This is a genomic window from Variovorax sp. DAIF25 (assembly GCF_050711835.1).
In the GTDB taxonomy this organism is placed as follows: domain Bacteria; phylum Pseudomonadota; class Gammaproteobacteria; order Burkholderiales; family Burkholderiaceae_C; genus Variovorax.
Map to the genome: position 1 here is coordinate 2112301 of NZ_CP136636.1, position 24040 is coordinate 2136340.

At 67.9% G+C, this 24040-nt stretch carries 13 protein-coding genes and 1 pseudogene; 7 read left to right on the top strand and 7 right to left on the bottom strand.

All coding sequences use genetic code 11. From position 1 onward, the window contains the following. Positions 1-6: 6 nt before the first annotated feature. Positions 7-1068, bottom strand: coding sequence for a hypothetical protein (locus R0232_RS09670; RefSeq protein WP_431511956.1), 1062 nt, complete (start codon positions 1066-1068; stop codon positions 7-9). On the opposite strand from R0232_RS09670, the pseudogene R0232_RS09675 reads away from it, so the two are divergent. Then, positions 1061-1276, top strand: a pseudogene (locus R0232_RS09675) (YadA family autotransporter adhesin); the annotation flags it as partial. The gene R0232_RS09670 and the pseudogene R0232_RS09675 overlap by 8 nt on opposite strands. A gap of 1334 nt (positions 1277-2610) precedes the next feature. Here R0232_RS09675 and R0232_RS09680 read toward each other — a convergent pair. The 4 genes from R0232_RS09680 to R0232_RS09695 form a co-directional block, all read right to left on the bottom strand. Continuing rightward, positions 2611-3378: a hypothetical protein gene (locus R0232_RS09680; protein WP_431511957.1), complete on the bottom strand. Its 768-nt coding sequence runs from the start codon at positions 3376-3378 to the stop codon at positions 2611-2613. A 33-nt stretch (positions 3379-3411) separates the two neighbouring features. Then, positions 3412-12117 (bottom strand): hypothetical protein, encoded by an 8706-nt coding sequence (locus tag R0232_RS09685; RefSeq protein WP_431511958.1) that lies wholly within the window; start codon positions 12115-12117, stop codon positions 3412-3414. A 51-nt stretch (positions 12118-12168) separates the two neighbouring features. Further along, on the bottom strand, positions 12169-12528 hold the full coding sequence (locus R0232_RS09690) for a hypothetical protein (protein ID WP_431511959.1): 360 nt from the start codon (positions 12526-12528) through the stop codon (positions 12169-12171). A gap of 75 nt (positions 12529-12603) precedes the next feature. Continuing rightward, on the bottom strand, positions 12604-12837 hold the full coding sequence (locus R0232_RS09695; protein WP_431511960.1) for a hypothetical protein: 234 nt from the start codon (positions 12835-12837) through the stop codon (positions 12604-12606). Between the two features lie 459 nt (positions 12838-13296). Here R0232_RS09695 and R0232_RS09700 point away from each other — a divergent pair, with 459 nt between their 5' ends. The 3 genes from R0232_RS09700 to R0232_RS09710 are packed head-to-tail and all read left to right on the top strand — an operon-like array spanning position 13297 to position 16232. Beyond that, positions 13297-14442 carry a DUF2827 domain-containing protein gene (locus tag R0232_RS09700; protein WP_431511961.1) on the top strand — a complete coding sequence of 382 codons (1146 nt, stop codon included), beginning with the start codon at positions 13297-13299 and terminating at the stop codon, positions 14440-14442. Continuing rightward, positions 14439-15569 carry a DUF2827 domain-containing protein gene (locus R0232_RS09705; RefSeq protein WP_431511962.1) on the top strand — a complete coding sequence of 377 codons (1131 nt, stop codon included), beginning with the start codon at positions 14439-14441 and terminating at the stop codon, positions 15567-15569. The genes R0232_RS09700 and R0232_RS09705 overlap by 4 nt, the downstream gene beginning before the upstream one ends. Before the next feature lie 27 nt (positions 15570-15596). Next, positions 15597-16232: a hypothetical protein gene (locus R0232_RS09710; protein ID WP_431511963.1), complete on the top strand. Its 636-nt coding sequence runs from the start codon at positions 15597-15599 to the stop codon at positions 16230-16232. Positions 16233-16248: 16 nt separating this feature from the next. Here the strand turns inward: R0232_RS09710 and R0232_RS09715 are convergent, their stop codons facing one another. Further along, positions 16249-17196, bottom strand: a complete 948-nt coding sequence (locus R0232_RS09715; protein ID WP_431511964.1) for a MerR family transcriptional regulator — start codon at positions 17194-17196, stop codon at positions 16249-16251. A gap of 168 nt (positions 17197-17364) precedes the next feature. Here R0232_RS09715 and R0232_RS09720 point away from each other — a divergent pair, with 168 nt between their 5' ends. Continuing rightward, positions 17365-19650 (top strand): acyl-CoA dehydrogenase, encoded by a 2286-nt coding sequence (locus tag R0232_RS09720; protein WP_431511965.1) that lies wholly within the window; start codon positions 17365-17367, stop codon positions 19648-19650. On the opposite strand, the gene R0232_RS09725 is transcribed toward R0232_RS09720, so the two are convergent. Then, entirely contained in the window at positions 19538-20401 is an 864-nt protein-coding gene (locus R0232_RS09725; RefSeq protein WP_209541271.1) for a helix-turn-helix domain-containing protein, read from the bottom strand. The two genes, R0232_RS09720 and R0232_RS09725, sit on opposite strands and share 113 nt — an antisense overlap. A gap of 139 nt (positions 20402-20540) precedes the next feature. Here R0232_RS09725 and R0232_RS09730 point away from each other — a divergent pair, with 139 nt between their 5' ends. Further along, positions 20541-20966 (top strand): hypothetical protein, encoded by a 426-nt coding sequence (locus R0232_RS09730; protein ID WP_431511966.1) that lies wholly within the window; start codon positions 20541-20543, stop codon positions 20964-20966. A 192-nt stretch (positions 20967-21158) separates the two neighbouring features. Next, positions 21159-24035: an aconitate hydratase gene (locus tag R0232_RS09735; protein WP_431511967.1), complete on the top strand. Its 2877-nt coding sequence runs from the start codon at positions 21159-21161 to the stop codon at positions 24033-24035. The last annotated feature ends 5 nt before the right edge of the window (positions 24036-24040 follow it).

Consider the following 24040-nt stretch of genomic DNA (forward strand, 5'->3'; position numbering starts at 1 on the left):
GAACGCCTACGGCAATCGCAGCACCGCCATCGGTGCCGGGGCCACGGCCACGGGCGATTTCTCCTCGGCCCTGGGCCGCACGGCGAGCGCTACCGCCGCCGGCGCCCTGGCACTCGGAACGAATTCCGTGGGCGGCGCATCCGCCGCCGCGGCCGATTCGATCGCCATCGGCGGCCAGTCCAGCGTCGTGGCCGCGGCGACCTCCGGCATCGCGCTCGGCCGCGGTGCCATCGTCAACGGCGCATTCGGCATTGCCCAGGGCGACGGCGTCGTCAGTGGCGCCACGGGGCAGAACGTCGCCATCGGTTCGTCGGGCACGACCGCGAACTCCAGCACCGCCGCGGGCGGTGCGGTGGCCATCGGCCGCGGCCAGAAGGCCACGGGCGACGGCGCGGTCGCCATCGGCGATCCCAACGTCTCGAACGGCACCGGTGCCGTGACGATGGGTGCCAACAACACCGCCGCCGGCAGCCTGGACGGCACGACCGCGGCGAGCGGCGCGGTGGCCATCGGCAATTCCAACAATGCGATCGGACAGGGCTCGGTCGCGCTGGGCAACAAGTCCAACGCCACCGCGGCCGGCACGCTCGCCTTCGGCGACGCGGCCAGCGCATCGGCCGCCAATGCCATCGGTTTCGGCACCGGCGCGAACGCCGCGGCCGCGGCCGCCGTCGCCATCGGACAAAGCGCGCTGGCCTCGGGCAACGCCAGCGTTGCGCTCGGCTCCGGCGCGCGCTCGATCGCGGATGGCGCCATCGCCATCGGCAAGAACGCCGCCATCGGCTCGAACACCGACGTCAACACCATCGCGATCGGGACCAACGCGAACAGCTGGGGCGGCAGCATCGCGCTGGGCACCGGCGCATCCGCCGACCAGATCGGCGTGGCACCCCAGAACGCCTCGATCGCGATCGGCGGCAATGCCACGACCGACGACCGGACCACCCGCAGCATCGCGATCGGCAATGGCGCCGTCGTCAAGTCGGCCGACCTGTCGGTGACCGACGCCGCGATCGCCTTCGGCGCCAACGCCGTGTCGCTGGGCTCGAACGCGGTGTCGATGGGCACCGGCGCCAACGCCGCCTATGCCAACAGCGTCGCGCTGGGCGCGGGCAGCGTGACGGGCGCCAAGGGACCGACCGGCAACGGCTTCCTCACCGGTACCAACGCACCCGCCTCCGAAGTCTCGGTGGGTTCGTCGTCCGCCCTGCGGCGCATCACCAACGTGGCCGATGGCGCGGCGCTGCAGGACGCCGTGACGGTGGCGCAGCTGAGCACGGGCATGAGCACGACCGCGAGCAGCATCAGCAGCCTCTCGACATCGACCTCGACCGGCCTGAGCACCGCGACCAGCAGCATCGGCAGCCTGTCCTCGGGCCTCAGCACGACGAACAGCCGGGTGTCGAGCCTGTCGACGTCGACCTCGACGGGGTTGAGCACGGCGACCAGTTCCATCAGCAGCCTCTCCACTTCGACGTCGACCGGCTTGAGCACTGCCACGAGCAGCATCGGCAGCCTGTCGTCGGGTTTGAGCACGACGAACAGCAGCGTTTCGAGCCTGTCGACTTCGACGTCGACGGGTCTCAGCACGGCGACCAGTTCCATCGGCAGCCTGTCGACCTCGACCTCGACCGGCTTGAGCACTGCGACGAGCAGCATCGGCAGCCTGTCGTCGGGCCTGAGCACGACGAACAGCAGCGTGTCGAGCTTGTCGACTTCGACGTCGACGGGACTCAGCACGGCGACCAGTTCCATCGGCAGCCTGTCGACCTCGACGTCGACGGGCTTGAGCACTGCGACGAGCAGCATTGGCAGTCTGTCGTCGGGTTTGAGCACGACGAACAGCAGCGTGTCGAGCTTGTCGACTTCGACGTCGACGGGGTTGAGCACGGCGACCAGCTCCATCGGCAGCCTGTCGACCTCGACGTCGACCGGTTTGAGCACGGCCACTAGCAGCATCGGCAGCCTGTCGTCGGGTTTGAGCACGACGAACAGCAGCGTGTCGAGCTTGTCGACTTCGGCGTCGACGGGTCTCAGTACGGCGACCAGTTCCATCGGCAGCCTGTCGACCTCGACGTCGACCGGTTTGAGCACAGCCACTAGCAGCATCGGCAGCCTGTCGTCGGGGTTGAGCACGACGAACAGCAGCGTGTCGAGCCTCTCGACTTCGACCTCGACGGGTCTCAGCACCGCGACCAGCAGCGTCGGCAGCCTCTCCACGTCGACCTCCACGGGGTTGAGCACTGCAACGAGTTCCATCCGCAGCTTGTCGGCCTCCACCTCGACGGGGCTGAGCACCGCGACGAGTTCCATCGGCAGCCTGTCCACGTCTACGTCGACGGGTCTGAGCACGGCGACGAGCGGCATCACCAGCCTGTCGTCGGGCCTGAGCACGACGAGCAGCAGCGTGTCGAGCCTCTCGACTTCGACGTCGACCGGATTGAGCACGGCCATCAGCGGTGTCAGCAGCCTGTCCACCTCCACGTCGACCGGGTTGAGCACCGCGACCAGCAGCATCGGCAGCCTGTCCACCGGCGTGGGTTCGCTGTCCACGGGCCTGAGCACCGCCAACAGCAGTATCGGCACGCTGAGCTCGTCGATCAGTTCGATCTACAACACCGGCACCAAGTATTTCCATGCCAACAGCACGGCTGCGGACAGCCAGGCCGTGGGCACCGACAGCGTGGCCATCGGGCCGAACTCCAACGCTCTCGGAGACAGCAGCCTGGCCATCGGCAACGGCGCGCAGGCCAGCGGCCTGAGCACCGTGGCCATCGGCCAGGGCGCGGGCGCGGGCGGCCAGTCGGGCAACCTGGGCAACATCGGCATCGGCATTTCGGCCGGCACGAACGTGAACGGCAGCAACAACGCCGCCGTGGGTTCCCTGGCCGGCCAGAACGTGACGGGTGCGTTGAACGCCGCCTTCGGCTTCAACGCGGGCGGCAACGTCTTCGGTTCGAACAACACCGCCATCGGCGCCGGCGCCGGCGCCGGCGTGGGATCGGCCACCACGAAGGCGATCAACAACACGGCCGTCGGTACGGCCTCGGGCACCAACGTCAGCACCAGCCACAACGTGGCGCTCGGCGATGCCAGCGGCACCAATGTCTCGGGTGGCGACAACAACTTCGCCGCGGGCAGCAGCGCGGGCACCGACGTCGTGGGCGCCAACAACCTGGCCGCGGGTTTCCAGGCGGGCCAAAGGGTCACCGGCAACAACAACATCGCGATGGGGCGTCGTGCGGGGCAGGGCGTCACGGCCAGCAACACGATCTCTCTCGGCAACACGGCCAATGCCAGTGCCGACAACACCGTCGCCATCGGCGCCGGCGCGACGGCGAGCGTTGCGGACAGCGTGGCACTGGGAGGCGGCTCCACGGCCAGCCGCGGGGCCCAGGCGGGCTACAGCGCCTACGGCCTGGCGGCTCCGCAGACTTCCAGCGGCGAGGTGAACGTCGGCAACCGGCAGATCACGGGCGTGGCCGCGGGCAGCCAGGCGCTGGACGCGGTGAACGTGTCACAGCTGTCCACGACGGCGGGCTCGCTGTCCACGGGCTTGAGCACGGCCACGAGCAGCATCAGCAGCCTGTCGACCTCGACGTCGACTGGCTTGAGCACCGCGACCAGCAGCATCGGCAGCTTGTCGTCGGGGCTGAGCACGACCAACAGCAGCGTGTCGAGTCTGTCGACCTCGACGTCCACGGGGTTGAGCACCGCCACCAGTTCGATCGGCAGCCTCTCGACTTCGACTTCCACGGGTCTGAGTACCGCGACGAGCTCCATCGGCAGCTTGTCGACTTCCACGTCCACTGGCTTGAGCACGGCGACGAGCAGCATCGGTAGCTTGTCCACGTCGACCTCGACGGGGCTGAGCACCGCAACCAGCTCGATTGGCAGCTTGTCTTCGGGTCTGAGCACGACGAACAGCAGTGTGTCGAGCCTGTCGACCTCGACGTCCACGGGTCTCAGCACCGCAACGAGCTCCATCGGCAGTTTGTCGACCTCGACGTCCACTGGCCTGAGCACTGCAACGAGTTCGATCGGCAGCCTGTCCACATCGACGTCGACCGGCTTGAGCACGGCGACCAGCAGCATCGGCAGCCTCTCGACTTCGACGTCGACTGGCCTGAGCACTGCGACCAGCTCGATCGGAAGCCTTTCGACCTCGACTTCCACAGGTCTGAGCACCGCGAACAGCCGTATCGATGGCCTGTCGACCGGACTGAGCACCACAACCAGCAGCATCGGCAGTCTGTCGTCGGGCCTGAGCACGACGAACAGCAGCGTGTCGAGCTTGTCGACTTCCAGCTCCACCGGCTTGAGCACTGCAACGAGCTCCATCGGTAGCCTCTCGACGTCGACGTCTACGGGCTTGAGCACTGCGACCAGCAGCATCGACAGCCTTTCGACCTCGACGTCGACCGGCCTGAGCACTGCAACGAGTTCGATCGGCAGCCTGTCCACGTCGACTTCGACCGGCTTGAGCACCGCAACGAGCTCGATCGGTAGCCTGTCAACCTCGACCTCGACCGGCCTGAGCACCGCGACGAGCTCCATTGGCAGCTTGTCCACGTCTACCTCCACGGGTCTGAGCACGGCGACCAGCAGCATCGGTAGCTTGTCGACCTCGACATCGACCGGTTTGAGCACGGCGACCAGCAGCATCGGCAGTCTCTCGACTTCGACGTCCACGGGCTTGAGCACTGCGACCAGCAGCATCGGCAGCCTGTCGACCTCGACCTCGACCGGCTTGAGCACGGCCACGAGCTCCATCGGCAGCTTGTCGACTTCGACCTCCACGGGCCTGAGCACCGCGACCAGCAGCATCGGCAGCCTCTCGACTTCTACGTCGACCGGCTTGAGCACGGCGACGAGTTCTATCGGCAGCCTTTCGACCTCGACGTCGACCGGTCTGAGCACGGCAACGAGCTCCATCGGCAGCTTGTCGACTTCGACCTCCACGGGTCTGAGCACCGCGACGAGCAGCATCGGCAGTCTCTCGACTTCGACGTCGACGGGCCTCAGCACGGCAACGAGTTCGATCGGCAGCTTGTCGACCTCGACCTCCACCGGCTTGAGCACTGCGACGAGTTCCATTGGTAGCTTGTCGACCTCGACGTCGACCGGCCTGAGCACTGCAACGAGTTCGATCGGCAGCCTGTCGACCTCGACTTCGACGGGGCTGAGTACGGCCACGAGTTCCATCGGTAGCCTGTCCACCTCGACCTCCACGGGGTTGAGCACCGCGACGAGTTCGATCGGTAGCCTGTCGACGTCCACGTCGACCGGTCTGAGCACGGCGACCAGCAGCATCGATAGCTTGTCGACCTCGACATCGACTGGCCTGAGCACTGCAACGAGCTCGATCGGCAGCCTGTCTACCTCGACCTCGACCGGTTTGAGCACTGCGACGAGTTCCATCGGCAGCTTGTCGACCTCGACGTCGACGGGTCTGAGCACTGCGACAAGTTCGATTGGCAGCCTGTCCACATCGACCTCGACCGGTCTGAGCACGGCCACGAGCAGCATCGGCAGCCTCTCGACCTCGACGTCCACTGGCCTCAGCACGGCGACGAGCTCGATCGGTAGCCTGTCCACGTCGACCTCGACGGGTCTGAGCACGGCCACCAGCTCGATCGGCAGCTTGTCGACCTCGACGTCGACTGGCCTGAGCACTGCGACAAGTTCGATTGGCAGCCTGTCCACATCGACCTCGACCGGTCTGAGCACCGCGACGAGCAGCATCGATAGCCTTTCGACTTCGACATCGACTGGCCTGAGCACTGCGACAAGTTCGATTGGCAGCCTGTCCACATCGACCTCGACCGGTCTGAGCACCGCGACGAGCAGCATCGATAGCCTTTCGACTTCGACATCGACTGGCCTGAGCACGGCAACGAGTTCGATCGGTAGCCTGTCCACGTCGACTTCGACGGGTCTGAGCACGGCAACGAGCTCGATCAGTAGCCTGTCCACGTCGACGTCGACCGGTCTGAGCACTGCGACAAGCTCCATCGGTAGCCTGTCGACCTCCACCTCCACGGGCCTGAGCACCGCGACCAGCAGTATCGACAGTCTGTCGACCTCGACGTCGACTGGCCTCAGCACTGCAACGAGCTCCATTGGCAGTTTGTCCACGTCGACTTCGACGGGCCTGAGCACTGCAACCAGCAGCATTGACAGCCTCTCGACTTCGACGTCGACTGGCCTCAGCACGGCAACGAGTTCCATCGGCAGCCTGTCCACGTCGACCTCCACGGGTCTGAGCACTGCGACGAGCAGCATCGATAGCTTGTCGACCTCGACGTCGACTGGCCTCAGCACGGCAACCAGCTCGATCGGCAGCCTGTCGACTTCCACGTCGACGGGGCTGAGCACTGCCACGAGCAGCATCGATAGCCTGTCGACTTCGACATCGACTGGCTTGAGCACGGCCACGAGTTCCATCGGTAGCTTGTCCACCTCGACCTCCACGGGCCTGAGCACCGCGACCAGCAGCATCGACAGCCTTTCGACCTCGACGTCGACCGGGCTGAGCACTGCGACGAGTTCGATTGGCAGCCTGTCCACGTCGACTTCGACCGGCTTGAGCACGGCGACCAGCAGCATCGGCAGTCTCTCGACTTCGACATCGACGGGTCTGAGCACGGCGACGAGTTCGATCGGTAGCTTGTCGACATCGACCTCGACCGGTCTCAGCACCGCAACGAGCTCGATCGGTAGCCTGTCAACCTCGACCTCGACCGGCCTGAGCACGGCCACCAGCTCGATCGATAGCCTTTCGACATCCACTTCGACGGGCCTGAGCACGGCTACGAGCAGCATCGGCAGCTTGTCGACCTCGACCTCCACTGGCTTGAGCACCGCGACGAGTTCGATCGGCAGCCTCTCGACCTCCACGTCGACCGGCCTGAGCACCGCGACGAGTTCCATTGGCAGCTTGTCCACGTCGACCTCCACGGGGCTGAGCACGGCGACCAGCGGCATCGATAGCCTGTCGACTTCCACGTCGACCGGTCTGAGTACGGCGACCAGCAGCATCGGTAGCTTGTCGACCTCGACATCGACCGGTTTGAGCACGGCGACGAGCTCGATCGGTAGCCTGTCCACGTCCACTTCGACGGGCCTGAGCACGGCGACCAGCAGCATCGGCAGCCTTTCGACCTCGACGTCCACCGGCTTGAGCACGACAACGAGCTCCATCGGCAGCCTTTCGACCTCGACGTCCACCGGCTTGAGCACAGCAACGAGCTCTATTGACAGTCTGTCGACTTCCACCTCGACCGGGTTGAGCACGGCGACAAGCTCGATCGGCAGCCTGTCGACGTCGACCTCGACCGGTCTCAGCACCGCTACAAGCAGCATTGGCAGCCTCTCGACTTCGACGTCGACTGGGCTCAGTACGGCGACGAGTTCTATCGGTAGCCTGTCCACCTCGACCTCAACGGGTCTGAGCACCGCGACGAGCAGCATCGACAGCTTGTCGACCTCGACGTCGACCGGTCTGAGCACTGCGACGAGCTCCATCGGTAGCCTGTCCACCTCCACCTCCACGGGCCTGAGCACCGCGACCAGCAGTATCGACAGCCTGTCGACCTCGACCTCCACCGGCTTGAGCACCGCGACGAGTTCGATCGGCAGCCTCTCGACCTCCACGTCGACCGGCCTGAGCACGGCAACGAGCTCTATCGACAGCCTGTCGACCTCGACCTCCACGGGGTTGAGCACTGCGACGAGTTCGATCGGTAGCCTGTCGACGTCCACGTCGACCGGTCTGAGCACCGCGACCAGCAGCATCGGTAGCTTGTCGACCTCGACATCGACTGGCTTGAGTACGGCAACGAGCTCTATTGACAGCCTGTCGACCTCCACGTCGACCGGGTTGAGCACGGCGACAAGCTCCATCGGCAGCTTGTCGACGTCGACCTCGACGGGCTTGAGCACGGCCACGAGTTCCATCGGTAGCCTGTCCACCTCGACCTCCACGGGTCTGAGCACCGCGACCAGCAGCATCGATAGCCTGTCGACTTCGACGTCGACTGGCCTGAGCACGGCAACGAGTTCGATCGGTAGCCTGTCCACGTCGACCTCGACGGGTCTGAGCACGGCGACCAGCAGCATCGACAGCTTGTCGACCTCGACGTCAACCGGTTTGAGCACGGCCACGAGCAGCATCGGCAGTCTGTCGACCTCCACGTCGACGGGGCTGAGCACCGCGGCGAGCTCCATCGGTAGCCTGTCCACCTCGACCTCCACGGGCCTGAGCACCGCGACCAGCAGTATCGACAGCCTGTCCACGTCGACCTCAACCGGTCTGAGCACCGCCACGAGCAGCATTGGCAGCCTGTCCACGTCGACTTCTACGGGCCTGAGCACCGCGACCAGTAGCATCGATAGCCTGTCGACATCGACTTCGACTGGCCTGAGCACGGCAACGAGCTCGATCGGTAGCCTGTCCACGTCGACCTCGACCGGACTCAGCACCGCCACGAGCAGCATCGATAGCCTGTCGACTTCGACGTCGACTGGCTTGAGCACGGCAACGAGCTCCATCGGTAGCTTGTCGACCTCGACATCCACCGGCCTGAGCACTGCGACGAGCAGTATCGACAGCCTGTCGACATCGACTTCGACTGGCCTGAGCACGGCAACGAGCTCGATCGGTAGCCTCTCGACGTCGACCTCGACAGGGCTGAGCACCGCCACGAGCAGCATTGGCAGCCTGTCCACGTCCACCTCGACGGGTCTGAGCACTGCGACCAGCAGCATCGATAGCTTGTCGACATCCACTTCGACGGGTCTGAGCACGGCAACGAGCTCTATTGACAGCCTGTCAACTTCGACCTCTACGGGCCTGAGCACGGCGACAAGCTCCATCGGTAGCTTGTCCACCTCAACCTCCACGGGTCTGAGCACTGCGACGAGCAGCATCGACAGTCTCTCGACCTCGACGTCTACTGGCCTGAGCACTGCCACCAGCAGCATTGGTAGCCTGTCCACCTCGACTTCCACGGGGCTGAGCACCGCAACCAGCAGCATCGATAGCCTGTCGACTTCGACGTCGACTGGCCTCAGCACCGCAACGAGTTCCATTGGCAGCCTGTCCACGTCGACCTCGACGGGTCTGAGCACCGCGACCAGCAGCATCGACAGCCTGTCGACTTCGACGTCTACTGGCCTGAGCACTGCCACCAGCAGCATTGGTAGCCTGTCCACCTCGACTTCCACGGGGCTGAGCACCGCAACCAGCAGCATCGATAGCCTGTCGACTTCGACGTCTACTGGCCTGAGCACGGCAACGAGTTCCATTGGCAGCCTGTCCACGTCGACCTCGACGGGGCTGAGCACCGCAACCAGCAGCATCGATAGCCTGTCGACTTCGACGTCTACTGGCCTGAGCACGGCAACGAGCTCGATCGGCAGCCTGTCCACGTCCACCTCGACGGGTCTGAGCACCGCAACGAGTTCGATCGGTAGCTTGTCCACATCGACCTCGACCGGTCTGAGCACGGCCACGAGCAGCATTGGCAGCCTGTCGACCTCGACGTCCACTGGCCTCAGCACGGCAACGAGCTCCATCGACAGCCTGTCCACGTCGACTTCGACGGGCCTGAGCACGGCCACGAGCGGCATCGACAGTCTCTCGACTTCCACGTCGACTGGCTTGAGCACGGCAACGAGTTCGATCGGTAGCTTGTCCACCTCGACCTCGACAGGCCTGAGCACCGCCACGAGCAGCATCGATAGCCTGTCGACCTCCACGTCGACCGGCCTGAGCACCGCGACGAGCTCCATTGGCAGTTTGTCCACGTCGACCTCGACGGGGCTGAGCACGGCCACCAGCTCTATCGGCAGCCTGTCGACGTCCACGTCGACCGGTTTGAGCACGGCGACGAGCTCGATCGGTAGCCTGTCGACGTCCACTTCGACGGGCCTGAGCACAGCGACCAGCAGCATCGGCAGCCTGTCGACCTCGACCTCCACGGGCTTGAGCACTGCGACGAGTTCCATCGGTAGCCTCTCGACCTCGACGTCCACCGGCTTGAGTACGGCCACGAGCTCCATCGGCAGTTTGTCGACTTCGACCTCCACGGGTCTGAGCACTGCCACGAGCAGCATTGGCAGCCTTTCGACCTCCACGTCGACTGGCTTGAGCACGGCGACCAGCTCGATCGGTAGCTTGTCTACCTCGACCTCGACGGGTCTGAGCACAGCCACGAGCAGCATCGGCAGCCTTTCGACCTCGACGTCCACCGGCTTGAGTACGGCAACGAGTTCCATCGGCAGCTTGTCGACGTCGGCCTCCACGGGTCTGAGCACAGCCACGAGCAGCATCGGCAGCCTCTCGACCTCGACGTCTACCGGCCTCAGCACAGCGACGAGTTCGATCGGTAGCTTGTCCACGTCGACGTCGACGGGTCTGAGCACTGCGACGAGTTCCATCGGCAGCCTCTCGACCTCGACGTCTACCGGCCTCAGCACGGCGACGAGTTCGATCGGTAGCTTGTCCACGTCGACGTCGACGGGTCTGAGCACTGCCACGAGTAGCATCGGCAGCCTCTCGACCTCGACGTCTACCGGCCTCAGCACGGCGACGAGTTCGATCGGTAGCTTGTCCACGTCAACCTCGACGGGTCTGAGCACTGCCACGAGTAGCATCGGCAGCCTCTCGACCTCGACGTCTACCGGCCTCAGCACGGCGACGAGTTCGATCGGTAGCTTGTCCACGTCCACCTCGACGGGCCTGAGCACCGCCACGAGCGGCATCGGCAGCCTCTCGACCTCGACGTCCACCGGTTTGAGCACGGCAACGAGCTCCATCGGCAGCTTGTCGACCTCGACCTCCACGGGCCTGAGCACGGCGACCAGCAGCATCGGCAGCCTGTCAACCGGCCTGAGCACGGCGACGAGCTCCATCGACAGCCTCTCGACCTCGACCTCGACCGGTCTGAGCACTGCCACCAGCGCGATCGGTAGCCTGTCGACTTCGACGTCCACGGGTCTGAGCACGGCGACGAGTTCCATCGGCAGCCTGTCGACTTCCACGTCGACCGGTTTGAGCACGGCAACGAGCTCCATCGGTAGCTTGTCGACCTCGACCTCCACGGGCCTGAGCACGGCGACCAGCAGCATCGGCAGCCTGTCGACCGGCCTGAGCACCGCGACGAGCTCGATCGGCAGCCTGTCCACTTCGACGTCGACTGGCCTCAGCACCGCAACGAGCTCCATCGGCAGCCTGTCGACGTCCACGTCGACCGGCCTGAGCACCGCCACGAGCAGCATCGACAGCCTGTCCACCGGCCTGAGTACCGCCACCAGCGGCGTCAGCAGCCTCTCGACGTCGACGTCGACTGGCCTCAGCACCGCAACGAGTTCGATCGGCAGCTTGTCGACCTCCACGTCGACCGGCCTGAGCACCGCCACGAGCAGCATCGACAGCCTGTCGACCTCGACCTCCACGGGTCTCAGCACCGCCACGAGCAACATCGACAGCCTCTCGACCTCGACCTCGACCGGCCTGAGCACGGCGACCAGCTCCATCGGCAGCCTGTCGGTGGGCCTGAGCACCGTGAGCAGCGGCATCGGCAGCCTGTCGATCGGCCTGAGCACGACGAACAGCACCGTGAGCAGCCTGTCGACGTCCACGTCGAGCGGCTTGAGCACGGCGACGAGCAGCATCGGCAGCCTGTCGACGTCCACGTCGAGCGGCCTGAGCACGGCAACGAGCAGCATCAACAGCCTGTCGACGTCCACCTCGAGCGGCCTGAGCACGGCGACGAGCAGCATCAACAGCCTGTCGACGTCCACCTCGAGCGGACTGAGCACGGCGACCAGCAGCATCAACAGCCTGTCGACATCCACCTCGACCGGTCTGAGCACGGCCACGAGCAGCATCAGCAGCCTGTCGACCGGCCTGAGCACCGCGACCAGCAACATCGGCAGCCTGTCGTCGGGCCTGAGCACGACGAACAGCAACGTCTCCAGCCTGTCGACCTCGACCTCGACCGGCCTGAGCACCGTCACCAGCGGTCTCGGCAGCCTGTCGAGCGGCCTGAGCACGACGAACAGCAACCTCAGCAGCCTGTCGACGAGCATCAGCGGGTCGGTCAGCGGCATCGGCAGCCTGTCGACGGGGCTGAGCACCACCAACAGCACCGTCACCAACATCTACAACAACGGCACGAAGTACTTCCACGCCAATTCGACGGCAGGCGACTCGCAGGCCATCGGCAAGGAGTCGGTGGCGATCGGACCGCAATCGGTGGCCAGCGGCGCGAACTCCTTCGCCGCGGGCAACGGCGCGAAGGCGACGGCCGACGGCGCGGTGGCGGTGGGCTTCGGGGCGCAGGCCACGGGCACCAACGCGATCGCGATCGGTACCGGGGCACTGGCCACCGGCTCGCAGGCGATCGGTGCGGGTGCCAGCGCGGGCGGCAAGGGCGTCGCGATCGGCGACGGCGCGGATGCGGGCGGCACCTCGAGGAGCGCGGCGTCGAACGTCTCGAACGGCACGGCCGTCGGCTTCAACGCGGTGGTCCAGCAGACCGGCGGCGTGGCCCTGGGCTCGGGCTCGGTGGCTTCCAGGGGCGCGGGCGTGGCCGGCTACGTGCCAGGCAGCGCCACCGCGGCGCAGGAGGCGGCGATCAAGGCCACCACCAGCACGCAGGGCGCGGTGTCGGTCGGCGATGCGGCCAACGGCCAGTTCCGCCAGATCACCGGCGTGGCCGCGGGCTCGGCCGACAGCGACGCCACCAACGTGGCGCAGCTCAAGGCGGCCTCGGCGGCTTCGAAGGCCAGCAGCGTGCAATACGAGACCAACCCCGACGGGTCGGTCAATTACAACCAGATCACGCTGGGCGCCGGCCAGGCGGCGGGCGGCACGCGCATCAGCAACGTGGCACCGGGCATCCTGCCGGGCGACGCGGTCAACGTGCAGCAGCTGACCGACGTGCGCAACCAGATCGGCGACGTGGCGCGCGTCGCCTACTCGGGCACGGCGATGGCGTTCGCGATGTCGGGCACCTACCTGCCGACGCTCTACCCCGGCGAGAAGACCGTGGGCGTGGGCTTCGGCAGCTACAAGGGCTACAGCGCTGTGGCGCTGACCTTCAAGGCCCTGTCGGACGACGGCAAGATGTCCTGGGGCGCGGGTCTCTCGACCACGGGCAAGGAGTGGGGCATCAACGCCGGCATCGGCTGGAAGTGGAAGTAAGTCACAGGGAGAGAAAAGCCCCCTCGAAGGCTCCCGCGCCCCAGGCGCGGGGGCCTTCCTTTTTTGAGGGACACTCGCTGCCCATGCGCATCGGTATTTCAGTCCTCACCCACGCCGGCCAGAACATCTGGGAGAACGGCATGGGGCAGAACGTGCTGTTCCTGGCCCGGCTGCTGCAGCAGATCCCGTTCGTGGAGTCGGTCACGCTGATCGACGCGGGCGACCAGTCGGCGATGCCGCCGCAGGTCGACCTCGCGGCGCGCGGGCTCGCCATCGGCCGGGCGCGCGAGCTCACCGATGCGCTCGACGTGGTGTTCGAGATGGCGGGTGCGCTCGAGGTCTCGTGGCTGTCGTATTTCCGGGCCCGCGGCGGGCGCGTGGTGTTCCATTGCGTGGGCCAGCCCTTCGTGTCGCTGGCCGAGCCGATCCTCTTCTCCGACAAGGGCCACTTCAGCCGGCCCGACCGCTGCGACGAGGTCTGGCTGCTGCCCAAGGACCAGACCTTCGCGCCGATGATGCGCGTGTACAACCGCTGCCCGGTGCACGTGGTGCCCTATCTCTGGTCCCCCGAGTTCCTCGCGCAGCGCGTGGCCGAGGTCGAGGCGGCGGGCTTCCGCTTCGGCTACGTGCCGCGCACGGCCGAGCAGCCGGGCTTCCGGGTGGCGATCTTCGAGCCCAACATCTCGGTGGTGAAGGCCGGAACCCTGCCGATGCTGATCTGCGACGGCGCCTACCGCGCCGACCCGAAGGCGGTGAACTGGATGCATGCGCTCAACACGCTGCACATGAAGGACCACCCGACCATGCTCTACCTGGCGAACTCGCTCGACATCGTGCGCGAGCACAAGGCGATCTTCCATGGCCGGCACGACTTCGCGGGCTTCATGGTGCAGTACGCCGACGCGGTGGTGTCGCACCAGTGGCAGAACGACCAGAACTACAGCTATCTCGACGCGCTCTACGGCAACTACCCGCTGGTGCACAACTCGCCCTGGCTGCGCGACGCGGGCTACTACTACCCGGGCTTCGAGGTCGGCGCCGGCGTCGAGCAACTGCTGAACGCGGCGCGCCATCACGACGCGCAACTCGACGACTACAGGGCCCGCTCGCAGCGCGTGTTCGACGCGCTCGATCCGCTGGCGAGCGCCAACGTCGAGGGCTATGCGCAGCGGCTGCTGCAGCTGGTGGGCGGCGATGCGAACTTCCGCGCCGGAGGTGCCGCGCGATGAACGCCATGCCCGGCAAGCTGCGCGTCGGCGTCTCGATCTTCATTCGCAAGGGCGAGCAGAGCCTGTGGGAGAACGGCGTCTACCAGAACTGCCTGTTCCTCGTGATGCTGCTGCTGCGCTCGCCGCGCGTGGCCAGCACGGTGCTCGTGGCCGGCGGCGGCGACGGCGCGCCGGCCGATGCGGCCGGCTTCCTGGCCGATTCGCCGGTGCCGATCATCGACATGGCGACCGCCGCGCAGGAACTCGACGTGATGATCGAGATGAGCGCCCAGCTCGGGCGCGACTGGGCCGTGGCCTTCCGCGAGCGCGGCGGCAAGATCGTGTCGATGCGCGTGGGCAACGACTACGTGATCGACATCGAGCGCATGATCTTCGACAAGCCGCACGGCCTGCTGCTGACGCTCGCGCCCTACAACGAGGTCTGGACGCTGCCCGAGTACGAGGCCACCTGCAAACCCTATTTCGAGGCCGCGTTCCGCACGCCGGTGCGCCTGATGCCGCACCTGTGGAGCCCGATGGTGCTCGAGCGCGCCATGGCGCGCAGCGGTGGCGGCAAGCCCTTCGCCTACGAGCCCGGGCGCCGGCACTGGCGCGTGGCGATCTTCGAGCCCAACATCTGCATGGTGAAGACCAGCTTCATCCCGATGCTGGGCTGCGAGGCGGCGCACCGCGCGCAGCCCGACCTGATCGAGCGCCTGTGGGTCTACAACAGCTTCCACCTGCGCGAGAAGCCGCTGTTCGTCGGCTTCGCCCAGAGCCTGGACCTGGTGCAGCACGGGCTGGCCTCGTTCGAGGGGCGCTTCCCGGTCTACCAGGTGGTGCCGCCCAATGTCGACTGCGTGTTCGCGCACCATTGGGAGAACGGCCAGAACTACCTCTACTACGAGGCGCTGTACGGCGGCTATCCGCTGGTGCACAACTCGCACCTGATCGGCGACTGCGGCTACCGCTACCAGGGCTTCGACTGCGAGGACGGCGGTCGGGCGCTGCGGCGCGCCTTCGCCGAGCACGACGCCGACCTGCCCAACTACCGCGAGCGCGCGCGGGCGCTGCTCGAGCGGCTGGACCCCGAAGGCGAGGAGAACGTGCGCATCTACACCGCCGCGATCGAGGCGCTCTACGCCTGAGCGCGAATTCCCGAAGAACGTATGGCCATGACCCCGACCTCGATTCCGATCCGCCGCCTGCTGCTGTGCGCCGCGGCCTGCACCCTGACGGCCACCGCCCTCGCGCAGGGCGTGCTCGTGCCCCAGGCGCCGCCCGCGCCGCCGCAGGACACCCTCACGCGCGCGGCCGCCAGCGTGGGCGTCAAGCGTTGCCTGCCGGCGATCACGCGGCTGTCGTCGCTGACCGTGCAGGGCAGCCGCAGCCACGACGTGCTGCTCGACTGGGACCGCAAGCGCCCCGACAGCGGCCCGGTGTTCTCGCTGATAGGCATCGAGTTCCCGAATGCCGGCGTGGCGGGCTCGATCACCGCGATCCCCGACGACGGCGGCAGCTGCACCGTGGCGGCCGAGCGCATCTCGGTGGCGCCGTTCACCTGCGCGAGCATCGCCCAGCAGGAGCTGCCGAACTACCGCGCGACCAAGCTGCTGCCGGTCTACACGGTCTACACCGACGACAAGGAGCCGACCTCGTCGGTGTCGCTGATCGATTCGCCGCCGGGCTGCCTGGTGATCCGGCGCTATGTCGAATACGGCTGGCGCGATCCGGCGGCCGCGGCGGCCGCGCCGCAAGCGGCGCCCGCACCGGCGGCACCGGCCGCGCAGCAGGCACCGAAGCGGCGCTGAGCCGCGCGCTTGTCGCTCAGGCCGCGGCGCCGAGCAGCGGCGTCATCGCCTCGTGGATCCAGCGCCACTCGGTGCCCTGCGCGGCGGCCGCGCCGGCATCCTCGCCGCGCAGCACGGCCATCAGTTCCTGGTAGCGCGCCGAGCGTGCGTGGTGCTTGCGGTATTGCCCCAGCTGCCAGGCGAGAAAGTCAGCGTCGGGCGCGCGGCGCATGGCCTTCGCCGAGGCCGCGAGCCAGTCCTGCGCGATGGCCCGGCCGGCTTCCGACGCGGGCTCGGTGCGCGCGGCGATCGCGGCGCGCACGCGGGCCAGCGTGGCGTTGGCCGCTTGCGCATAGGCGGCGGGATCGAATTCGCCATTCCACATGCCGGCCGCCTCGGCGCGCATGCTCGCGATGAAGGCCTGGTCGCCGAGCATGGCGGCCAGTTCGGTCCAGGCGTCGATCTGCGCGGGCGTGGGTTCGGCCGGCAGCTCGGGCGTGGCGGCATCGACCATCTGGCGCTTCCAGTCGTCGCCCATGCGGGCGCCGGCGGCCACCTGGTCGTAGAAGTTCTCGATGGTCTGGCGAAGGCGGGTGTTCGAAAGGGTGGTCACGGTCCAGAGTCTCCGTAGCGAGGTTTCGGTGGGCTGCTTCTCGTCGGCCAGCGTCGCGCGCAGCACGGCGGCGATGCGGCGGCGGGAAGCGATTTCCGCTTCCAGGGCCTGGAGGCGGATCGTCAGAACGTCGGTGAGCGACAGCCGATCCGACAGCGTTCGCCCGATGGTCTCGAGCCCGATGCCGGCGTCGCGCAGCGAACGGATCAGGTCCAGCCGCGCCACGTCGTCGTGGGTGTAGCCGCGGTAGTTGGCCTCGCTGCGCGCCGCGGGCGGCAGCAGGCCCGCGTCCGAATAGAACCGGATGCGCCGCACCGACACGCCGCTGAGCTTGGCGATCTCGCCGATGGAAAGCAGTCGTTTGACGTTCATGGGCGGGTTGTAGCGTCTCCACCGGGTGGAGGGTCAAGCGTTGCGGAGCGCCTGGAATGCGAGCCCGTCTCCGACACGCGCGGTCGCCCTCGGCCGGCCGGCCTCGGGCCGCCCCGGTCGCACCATGGTCGAGCGCCGCGCGCCTGCCTCGCGGCGAAGGAGACACGCATGCCGCTGGCCTCGTTGATCGGCCGCTGGGCCATGAAGCCTTTCTCGAAGGCGCTGCCGCCGCTGGGCGACACCGAACGCGCCGCGCTCGAAGCGGGCACCGTCGGCTTCGAAGGCCAGCTGTTCGCCGGCCGCCCCGATTTCGACGCGCTCGCCGCCTTCGGGCCCAACCGCCTGACCGAGCGCGAACAGGCCTTCATCGACCGCGAGGTGCGCACGCTGTGCGCGATGCTCGACGACCATGCGATCGACGAAGCGAAGGACCTGCCGCCCGAGGTGTGGCGCTACCTGCGCGATCAGCGCTTCTTCGGGATGATCATTCCCGAGGAATTCGGCGGCCTCGGCTTCGGCCACCATGCGCATGCCACGGTGGTGGCGCGCATCGCCACCGTCAACGTCGCGACGGCGGTCACGGTGATGGTGCCCAACTCGCTCGGTCCGGCCGAGCTGCTGCTGCGCTACGGCACCGACGGCCAGAAACAGCACTACCTGCCGCGCCTGGCCGATGGCCGCGAGTTGCCGTGCTTCGGCCTGACCTCGCCCTATGCGGGCTCCGATGCCGCCTCGATCCCCGACCGCGGCGTGCTGGTGGAGCGCGAGTTCGAGGGCCGGCGCACGCGCGGCTTCCTGGTCGATTTCGACAAGCGCTACATCACGCTGGCGCCCGTGGCCACCGTGGTCGGCCTGGCCTTCCATGCGGTCGACGAGAGCCGGCCCGAGGGCCAGCGCGATCTCGGCATCACCTGCGCGCTGATCCCGGTGCCGCACGCGGGCATGGAGATCGGCCGGCGCCATCGCCCGATGGACAGCGCCTTCATGAACGGCCCCATCCACGGCCGCCAGGTCTTCGTGCCGATGGACTGGGTGATCGGCGGGGAGCCGCAGGTCGGCCAGGGCTGGCGCATGCTGATGGAGTGCCTGGCCGCGGGCCGCGCCATCTCGCTGCCCGCGCTCGGCTCGGCGATGCAGCAGACCGCGCTGTTCGTGAGCAACGGCTATGGCCGCATCCGCGAGCAGTTCGGCCTGCCCGTGGGCAAGTTCCACGCGGTGGCGGGGCTGGTGGCCCAGATGTCGGCCGAGCTCTATGCGAGCGATGCCGCGCGCCGCTTCACCGCCTGCGCGCTCGATGCCGGCGAGCGGCCCAGCGTGGCGAGCGCGATCCTCAAGGTGCAGCTGACCGAGGCCGGCCGGCGCGCGGTCAACCATGGCATGGACATCCTCGGCGGCAAGGGCATCATTTCAGGCCCCTCGAACCTGCTGGGCGTGGCCTACCGGCAGGCGCCGATCGCGATCACGGTGGAAGGCGCCAACATCCTCACGCGCGCGCTGATCGTGTTCGGCCAGGGTGCGGTGCGCTGCCATCCGCACGTGCTCGACGAGATGGCCGCGGTGCAGGCGAACGACGAGACCGCGCTCGGCAGGGCGCTGATGGCGCATGGCGGGCACGTGGCGCGCAACCTCTGGCACAGCCTGTTCGGCGCGCCGGTGCTGGGCCGCCCGCCCGAGGCCTTGGCGCCCGAGGCCCGGCTGATCGCGCGCATGAGCGCCAAGTACGCGCTCACCGCCGACCTCGCCATGGGCATGCTCGGCGGCAAGCTCAAGCGCATGGAACTGCTGTCGGCGCGGCTCGGCGACGTGCTGGCCCACCTGTACCTGGCGAGCGCCTGCGTGTGGCGCTACGGCGTGGAGGCGGCGCCCGAGATGCTGCCCTTCGCGCAGGCCGCGATCCGCGTGCAGCTCGACCAGGCGGCGGCGATCCTGCACGACCTCTATGCCAACCTGCCCACGCCGGGCCGGCGCTTCATCGGCGCGCTGGTGCTGCGGCGCACCGCGCACCTGGCGCCGCTGCGCGACGTGCAGCTGCTGGCGCTGGCCGAGACGCTGCGCACCCGGCCCGACGTGGTCGCCCGGCTGGTGCCCGATCTCAGCGAACCCGCGGCCGGCGGCCTGCGTGACCTGATGAGCGCGCTGGAACTCGGCGACCGGCTCGGCGAGGAAACCGCGGCCCTCAACAAGGTGTTGCGGCGCACGAACTCGCTCGAGGCCGCGGCCCGCACGGCGGCCGATCCGGCGCTCGCGCTGGCCTATCTGCGCGCGGCCGACAGGGTGATCCAGGTCGACGACGTGCCCGGGCCGAAGGCGCGCGACGAGGACGAGGCGGGGGAGGGCGCGCTCAGCCCGCCGCGCCAGCCAGCGCCTTCGCCTGCGCAACCAGGGCCGGCAGCGCCGCCGCCGTCTGCGCATCGGCCGGAAAGAACGACTCCACCGCGAGTTCCTGCAACGTGATGTCGACCGGCGTGCCGAAGATGGTGGTGGTGCTGATGAAGCTCAGCACGCCGTTCGGCGTCACGAGCTGGAACGGCACCACCACGCCCGACAGCTCGCCGCCCGCGGGCGGGGTGTCGTGGCCGACGTGGGGCACGGGGTAGGCCGCGAGCTCGTCGTGCAGCTCGACCAGCACGCGGTCGCCGGTGGCCGCGATCTGCTGCTGCAGCCGTTCGAGCAGGTGGGCGCGCCATTGCGCGAGGTTGGCGATGCGCGAGGCCAGCCCGTCGGGCCGCAGGCTCAGGCGCAGCACATTGACCGGCGGCGTCACCAGCTCGGCCGACGCGCCTTCCATCAACAGCGGCACCAGCGCGTTGTAGGCCACCAGGTTCCAGTGGCGGTCCACCGCCAGCGCCGGAAAGGGCTCGTGGCCCTTGAGCACCAGGTCGACCGCGCGGCGCGCCGAGGCCATGGCCGGGTCGTCGAGCGAGCGCTGGCGGTACATGGGCGCGAAGCCCGCGGCCACCAGCAGCGCGTTGCGTTCGCGCAGCGGCACGTCCAGCCGCTCGGCCAGCCGCAGCACCATCTCGCGGCTGGGCGCGGCGCGGCCGGTTTCCACGTAGCTCAGGTGCCGGGTCGAGACCTCGGCCTCCTGCGCCAGGTCGAGCTGGCTCAGGCGGCGGTGCGTGCGCCAGTGCCGCAGGTGCACGCCGAAGGGATCGCGCGCGCCCGGCTGGCCGGGCTTCGTGGGGTGGGGGCGGGGGGTGTTCATGGGGCCGCATTCTGGCGCGCGGCCCGCGCCTCGCCATGACCTGGCAGGTCATGGACGCTGTGCGCCGGTCCCGGAATCATCGACCCCAACGCAGCAGGACTGTTCTGCGGCGTACCACCCGAACCGAAGGAGAAACCTCATGACCGCACGTTTCACGCTCTTCGCCTCGCCGCGTTTCCTGCCCCGCGTGATGTGGGCCGACGCCGCCTCCTGCGCCGGCACCGGCGCGCTGCAGGTCGCTTTCACCGACACCCTGGCCCGTCTCACCGGTCTGCCGGCGGCGCTGCTGCTGGGCACCGGCGTGTTCCTGCTGGCCTATGCCGCCGCGGCCGCCTTCATGGCCAGCCGCGCCACCCCGCCGCGCACGCTGATCGGCGTGGTCATGGTCGGCAACCTGGGCTGGGCCGTGGCCTGCGCCGCCTTGCTGGCCGGTGGCCTGTTCCCGGTGACCGCGCTGGGCGTGGCCTGGGTGCTGGCGCAGGCGGTGTGCGTGCTGGTGCTGGCCGAGCTGCAATGGAGCGGGCTGCGCGCGAGCCGGCCGATGGCGCGGATGGCGCTGGCCTGAACGTCTCCTACCAGCAGACTGCCGAGGCGCCCCGTGAGGGCGCCTTTTTCGTGGCCACGCGGGAGGCCTTTTTGTCAATGGCCGCCATGGCCTTTTGCCCCCGCCGATGCGATGCCTGACTACAGCAATTGACATTCATCCCTGCTAACCTTTGAGGCGCTTCACGAACACATTCCCCAAGGAGTCCCACACATGGCCAAAGCACCGGCTCACGCCTTTGCGTCCACCCTCAAGACCTTCAAGACCGCATCGGGCAAGGCCGGCAAGTACTGGTCCCTCAAGGAGCTGGCCAAGCAGCACCCGAGCGTCGATCGGCTGCCGGTGTCGATCCGCATCGTGCTCGAGTCGGTGCTGCGCAATTGCGACGGCCAGAAGGTGTCGGCCAAGCACGTCGAGGAACTGGCCCACTGGGCGCCGAACGCCGAGCGCACCGACGAGATCCCCTTCGTCGTGACCCGCGTGGTGCTGCAGGACTTCACCGGCGTGCCGCTGCTGGCCGACCTGGCCGCCATGCGCAGCGTGGCCGCCAAGCTCGGCAAGTCGCCCAAGACCATCGAGCCGCTGGTGCCGGTCGACCTGGTGGTCGACCACTCGGTGATGGTCGACTACTACGGCACGCCCAAGGCGCTCGACCTCAACATGAAGCTCGAGTTCCAGCGCAACAACGAGCGCTACCAGTTCATGAAGTGGGGCATGCAGGCCTTCGACACCTTCCGCGTCGTGCCGCCGGGCTTCGGCATCGTGCACCAGGTCAACCTCGAGTACTTCGCGCGCGGCGTCTATTCGAACCCGAACGACAAGGGCGACGTCCCGGTCTACTACCCCGACTCGCTGGTCGGCACCGACAGCCACACCACCATGATCAACGGCGTGGGCGTGGTCGGCTGGGGCGTGGGCGGCATCGAGGCCGAGGCCGCGATGCTGGGCCAGCCGGTCTACATGCTCACGCCCGACGTGGTGGGCTTCGAGCTCACCGGCAAGCTGCGCGAGGGCGTGACCGCCACCGACCTGGTGCTGTTCGTCACCGCGATCCTGCGCGCCGAGAAGGTGGTGGGCAAGTTCGTCGAGTTCTTCGGTCCGGGCGCCGCCTCGATCGCCGTGCCCGACCGCGCCACCATCGGCAACATGGCGCCCGAGTACGGCGCCACCATGGGCTTCTTCCCGGTCGACGAGATGACCGTCGCCTACTTCGAGGGCACGGGCCGCACCAAGGAGGAGGTCGAGCGCTTCGAGGCCTACTACAAGGCGCAGGGCCTGTTCGGCATGCCCAACCCCGGCGACATCGACTACACCAAGGTCGTGCGCCTCGACCTCGGCACCGTCTCGCCGAGCCTGGCCGGCCCGAAGCGGCCGCAGGACCGCATCGACCTGGGCCACCTGTCGACCAAGTTCTCCGAGCTCTACAGCAAGCCCAACGACGCCAACGGCTTCAACCAGCCGGCCGACAAGCTCAAGCTGCGCTACCCGCTCGCACCGGCCGGCGCCGGCAACGACGAGGAGACCGCCGCGCCCGCGCCGGGCGCGCCGCGCGACCTGGTCGAGATGGTGGCCAACCGCACGACCAAGGCGGCCGCGCACGTGAGCGCCACCGCGCCGGCGGCGCCGTCCAAGTCCAAGGGCGAGGTGACCATCGGCAACGGCGACGTGCTGATCGCCGCCATCACCTCGTGCACCAACACCTCGAATCCGAGCGTGATGCTGGCCGCGGGCCTGCTGGCCAAGAAGGCGGTGGAAGCCGGCCTCTCGGTCAAGCCGCACGTCAAGACCTCGCTGGCGCCCGGCTCGCGCATCGTGACCGAGTACCTCGAGAAGGCCGGCCTGCTGCCCTACCTCGAGAAGCTGGGCTTCTACCTCGCGGGCTACGGCTGCACCACCTGCATCGGCAACGCGGGCGACCTCACGCCCGAGATCAACGAGATCATCACCAGGAACGACCTGATCGGCGCGGCCGTGCTGTCGGGCAACCGCAACTTCGAGGCGCGCATCCATCCGAACCTCAAGGCCAACTTCCTGGCCTCGCCGCCGCTGGTGGTGGCCTTCGCGATCGCGGGCAACGTGATGGTCGACCTGATGACCCAGCCGGTGGGCAAGGGCAAGGGCGGCAAGGACGTCTACCTCGGCGACATCTGGCCCACGCCGAAGGAGATCGACCAGAACCTGCGCTTCGCGATGAACGCCAAGTCGTTCCGCGCCAACTACGACAAGGTCAAGACCGACCCGGGCAAGTTCTGGAGCAGCATCAAGGGCACCACGGGCCAGGTCTACGACTGGCCCACCTCGACCTACATCGCCGAGCCGCCGTTCTTCGAGGGCTTCAAGATGAAGCCGCATGCCTCGGACGCGGGCTTCAAGGGCGCGCGCATCATGGCGCTGTTCGGCGACTCGATCACCACCGACCACATCTCGCCGGCCGGCTCGATCAAGGAAAGCTCGCCCGCGGGCATCTGGCTCAAGGCGCACGGCGTGCCCAAGGCCGACTTCAACAGCTACGGCTCGCGCCGCGGCAACCACGACGTGATGATGCGCGGCACCTTCGCCAACGTGCGCATCAAGAACCTGATGATTCCGCCGGACGCCAACGGCACGCAGGAGGAGGGCGGCGTCACGCTGTTCCAGCCCGGCAACGAGAAGATGTTCATCTACGACGCGGCCATGAAGTACATCGCCCAGGGCACGCCCACGGTGGTGTTCGGCGGCGAGGAGTACGGCACCGGCTCGTCGCGCGACTGGGCCGCCAAGGGCACGCAGCTGCTGGGCATCAAGGCCGTGGTGGCACGCAGCTTCGAGCGCATCCACCGCGCCAACCTGGTCGGCATGGGCGTGCTGCCGCTGCAGTTCCGCGGCGCCGATTCCTGGCAGACCCTGGGCCTCACGGGCGACGAGCAGATCGACGTGGTGATCGGCGGCGAGCTCAAGCCGCAGATGGACGTGAAGCTGGTCGTGCACCGCCCCGACGGCACGCACCAGGAGGTGACGGTGCGCCTGCGCATCGACACGCCGATCGAGGTCGACTACTACAAGCACGGCGGCATCCTGCCGTTCGTGCTGCGGCAGCTGCTGGCCGCCTGATTTCG

Coding starts and splice junctions, on each gene's coding strand:
- R0232_RS09685 (WP_431511958.1), bottom strand. CDS start 12,117: ATGCCGCTGACCGACCCGCTGATGCTCGTCGACAGGCTGCTGAGGTTG.
- R0232_RS09700 (WP_431511961.1), top strand. CDS start 13,297: ATGCGCATCGGTATTTCAGTCCTCACCCACGCCGGCCAGAACATCTGG.
- R0232_RS09705 (WP_431511962.1), top strand. CDS start 14,439: ATGAACGCCATGCCCGGCAAGCTGCGCGTCGGCGTCTCGATCTTCATT.
- R0232_RS09710 (WP_431511963.1), top strand. CDS start 15,597: ATGACCCCGACCTCGATTCCGATCCGCCGCCTGCTGCTGTGCGCCGCG.
- R0232_RS09715 (WP_431511964.1), bottom strand. CDS start 17,196: ATGAACGTCAAACGACTGCTTTCCATCGGCGAGATCGCCAAGCTCAGC.
- R0232_RS09720 (WP_431511965.1), top strand. CDS start 17,365: ATGCCGCTGGCCTCGTTGATCGGCCGCTGGGCCATGAAGCCTTTCTCG.
- R0232_RS09725 (WP_209541271.1), bottom strand. CDS start 20,401: ATGAACACCCCCCGCCCCCACCCCACGAAGCCCGGCCAGCCGGGCGCG.
- R0232_RS09730 (WP_431511966.1), top strand. CDS start 20,541: ATGACCGCACGTTTCACGCTCTTCGCCTCGCCGCGTTTCCTGCCCCGC.
- R0232_RS09735 (WP_431511967.1), top strand. CDS start 21,159: ATGGCCAAAGCACCGGCTCACGCCTTTGCGTCCACCCTCAAGACCTTC.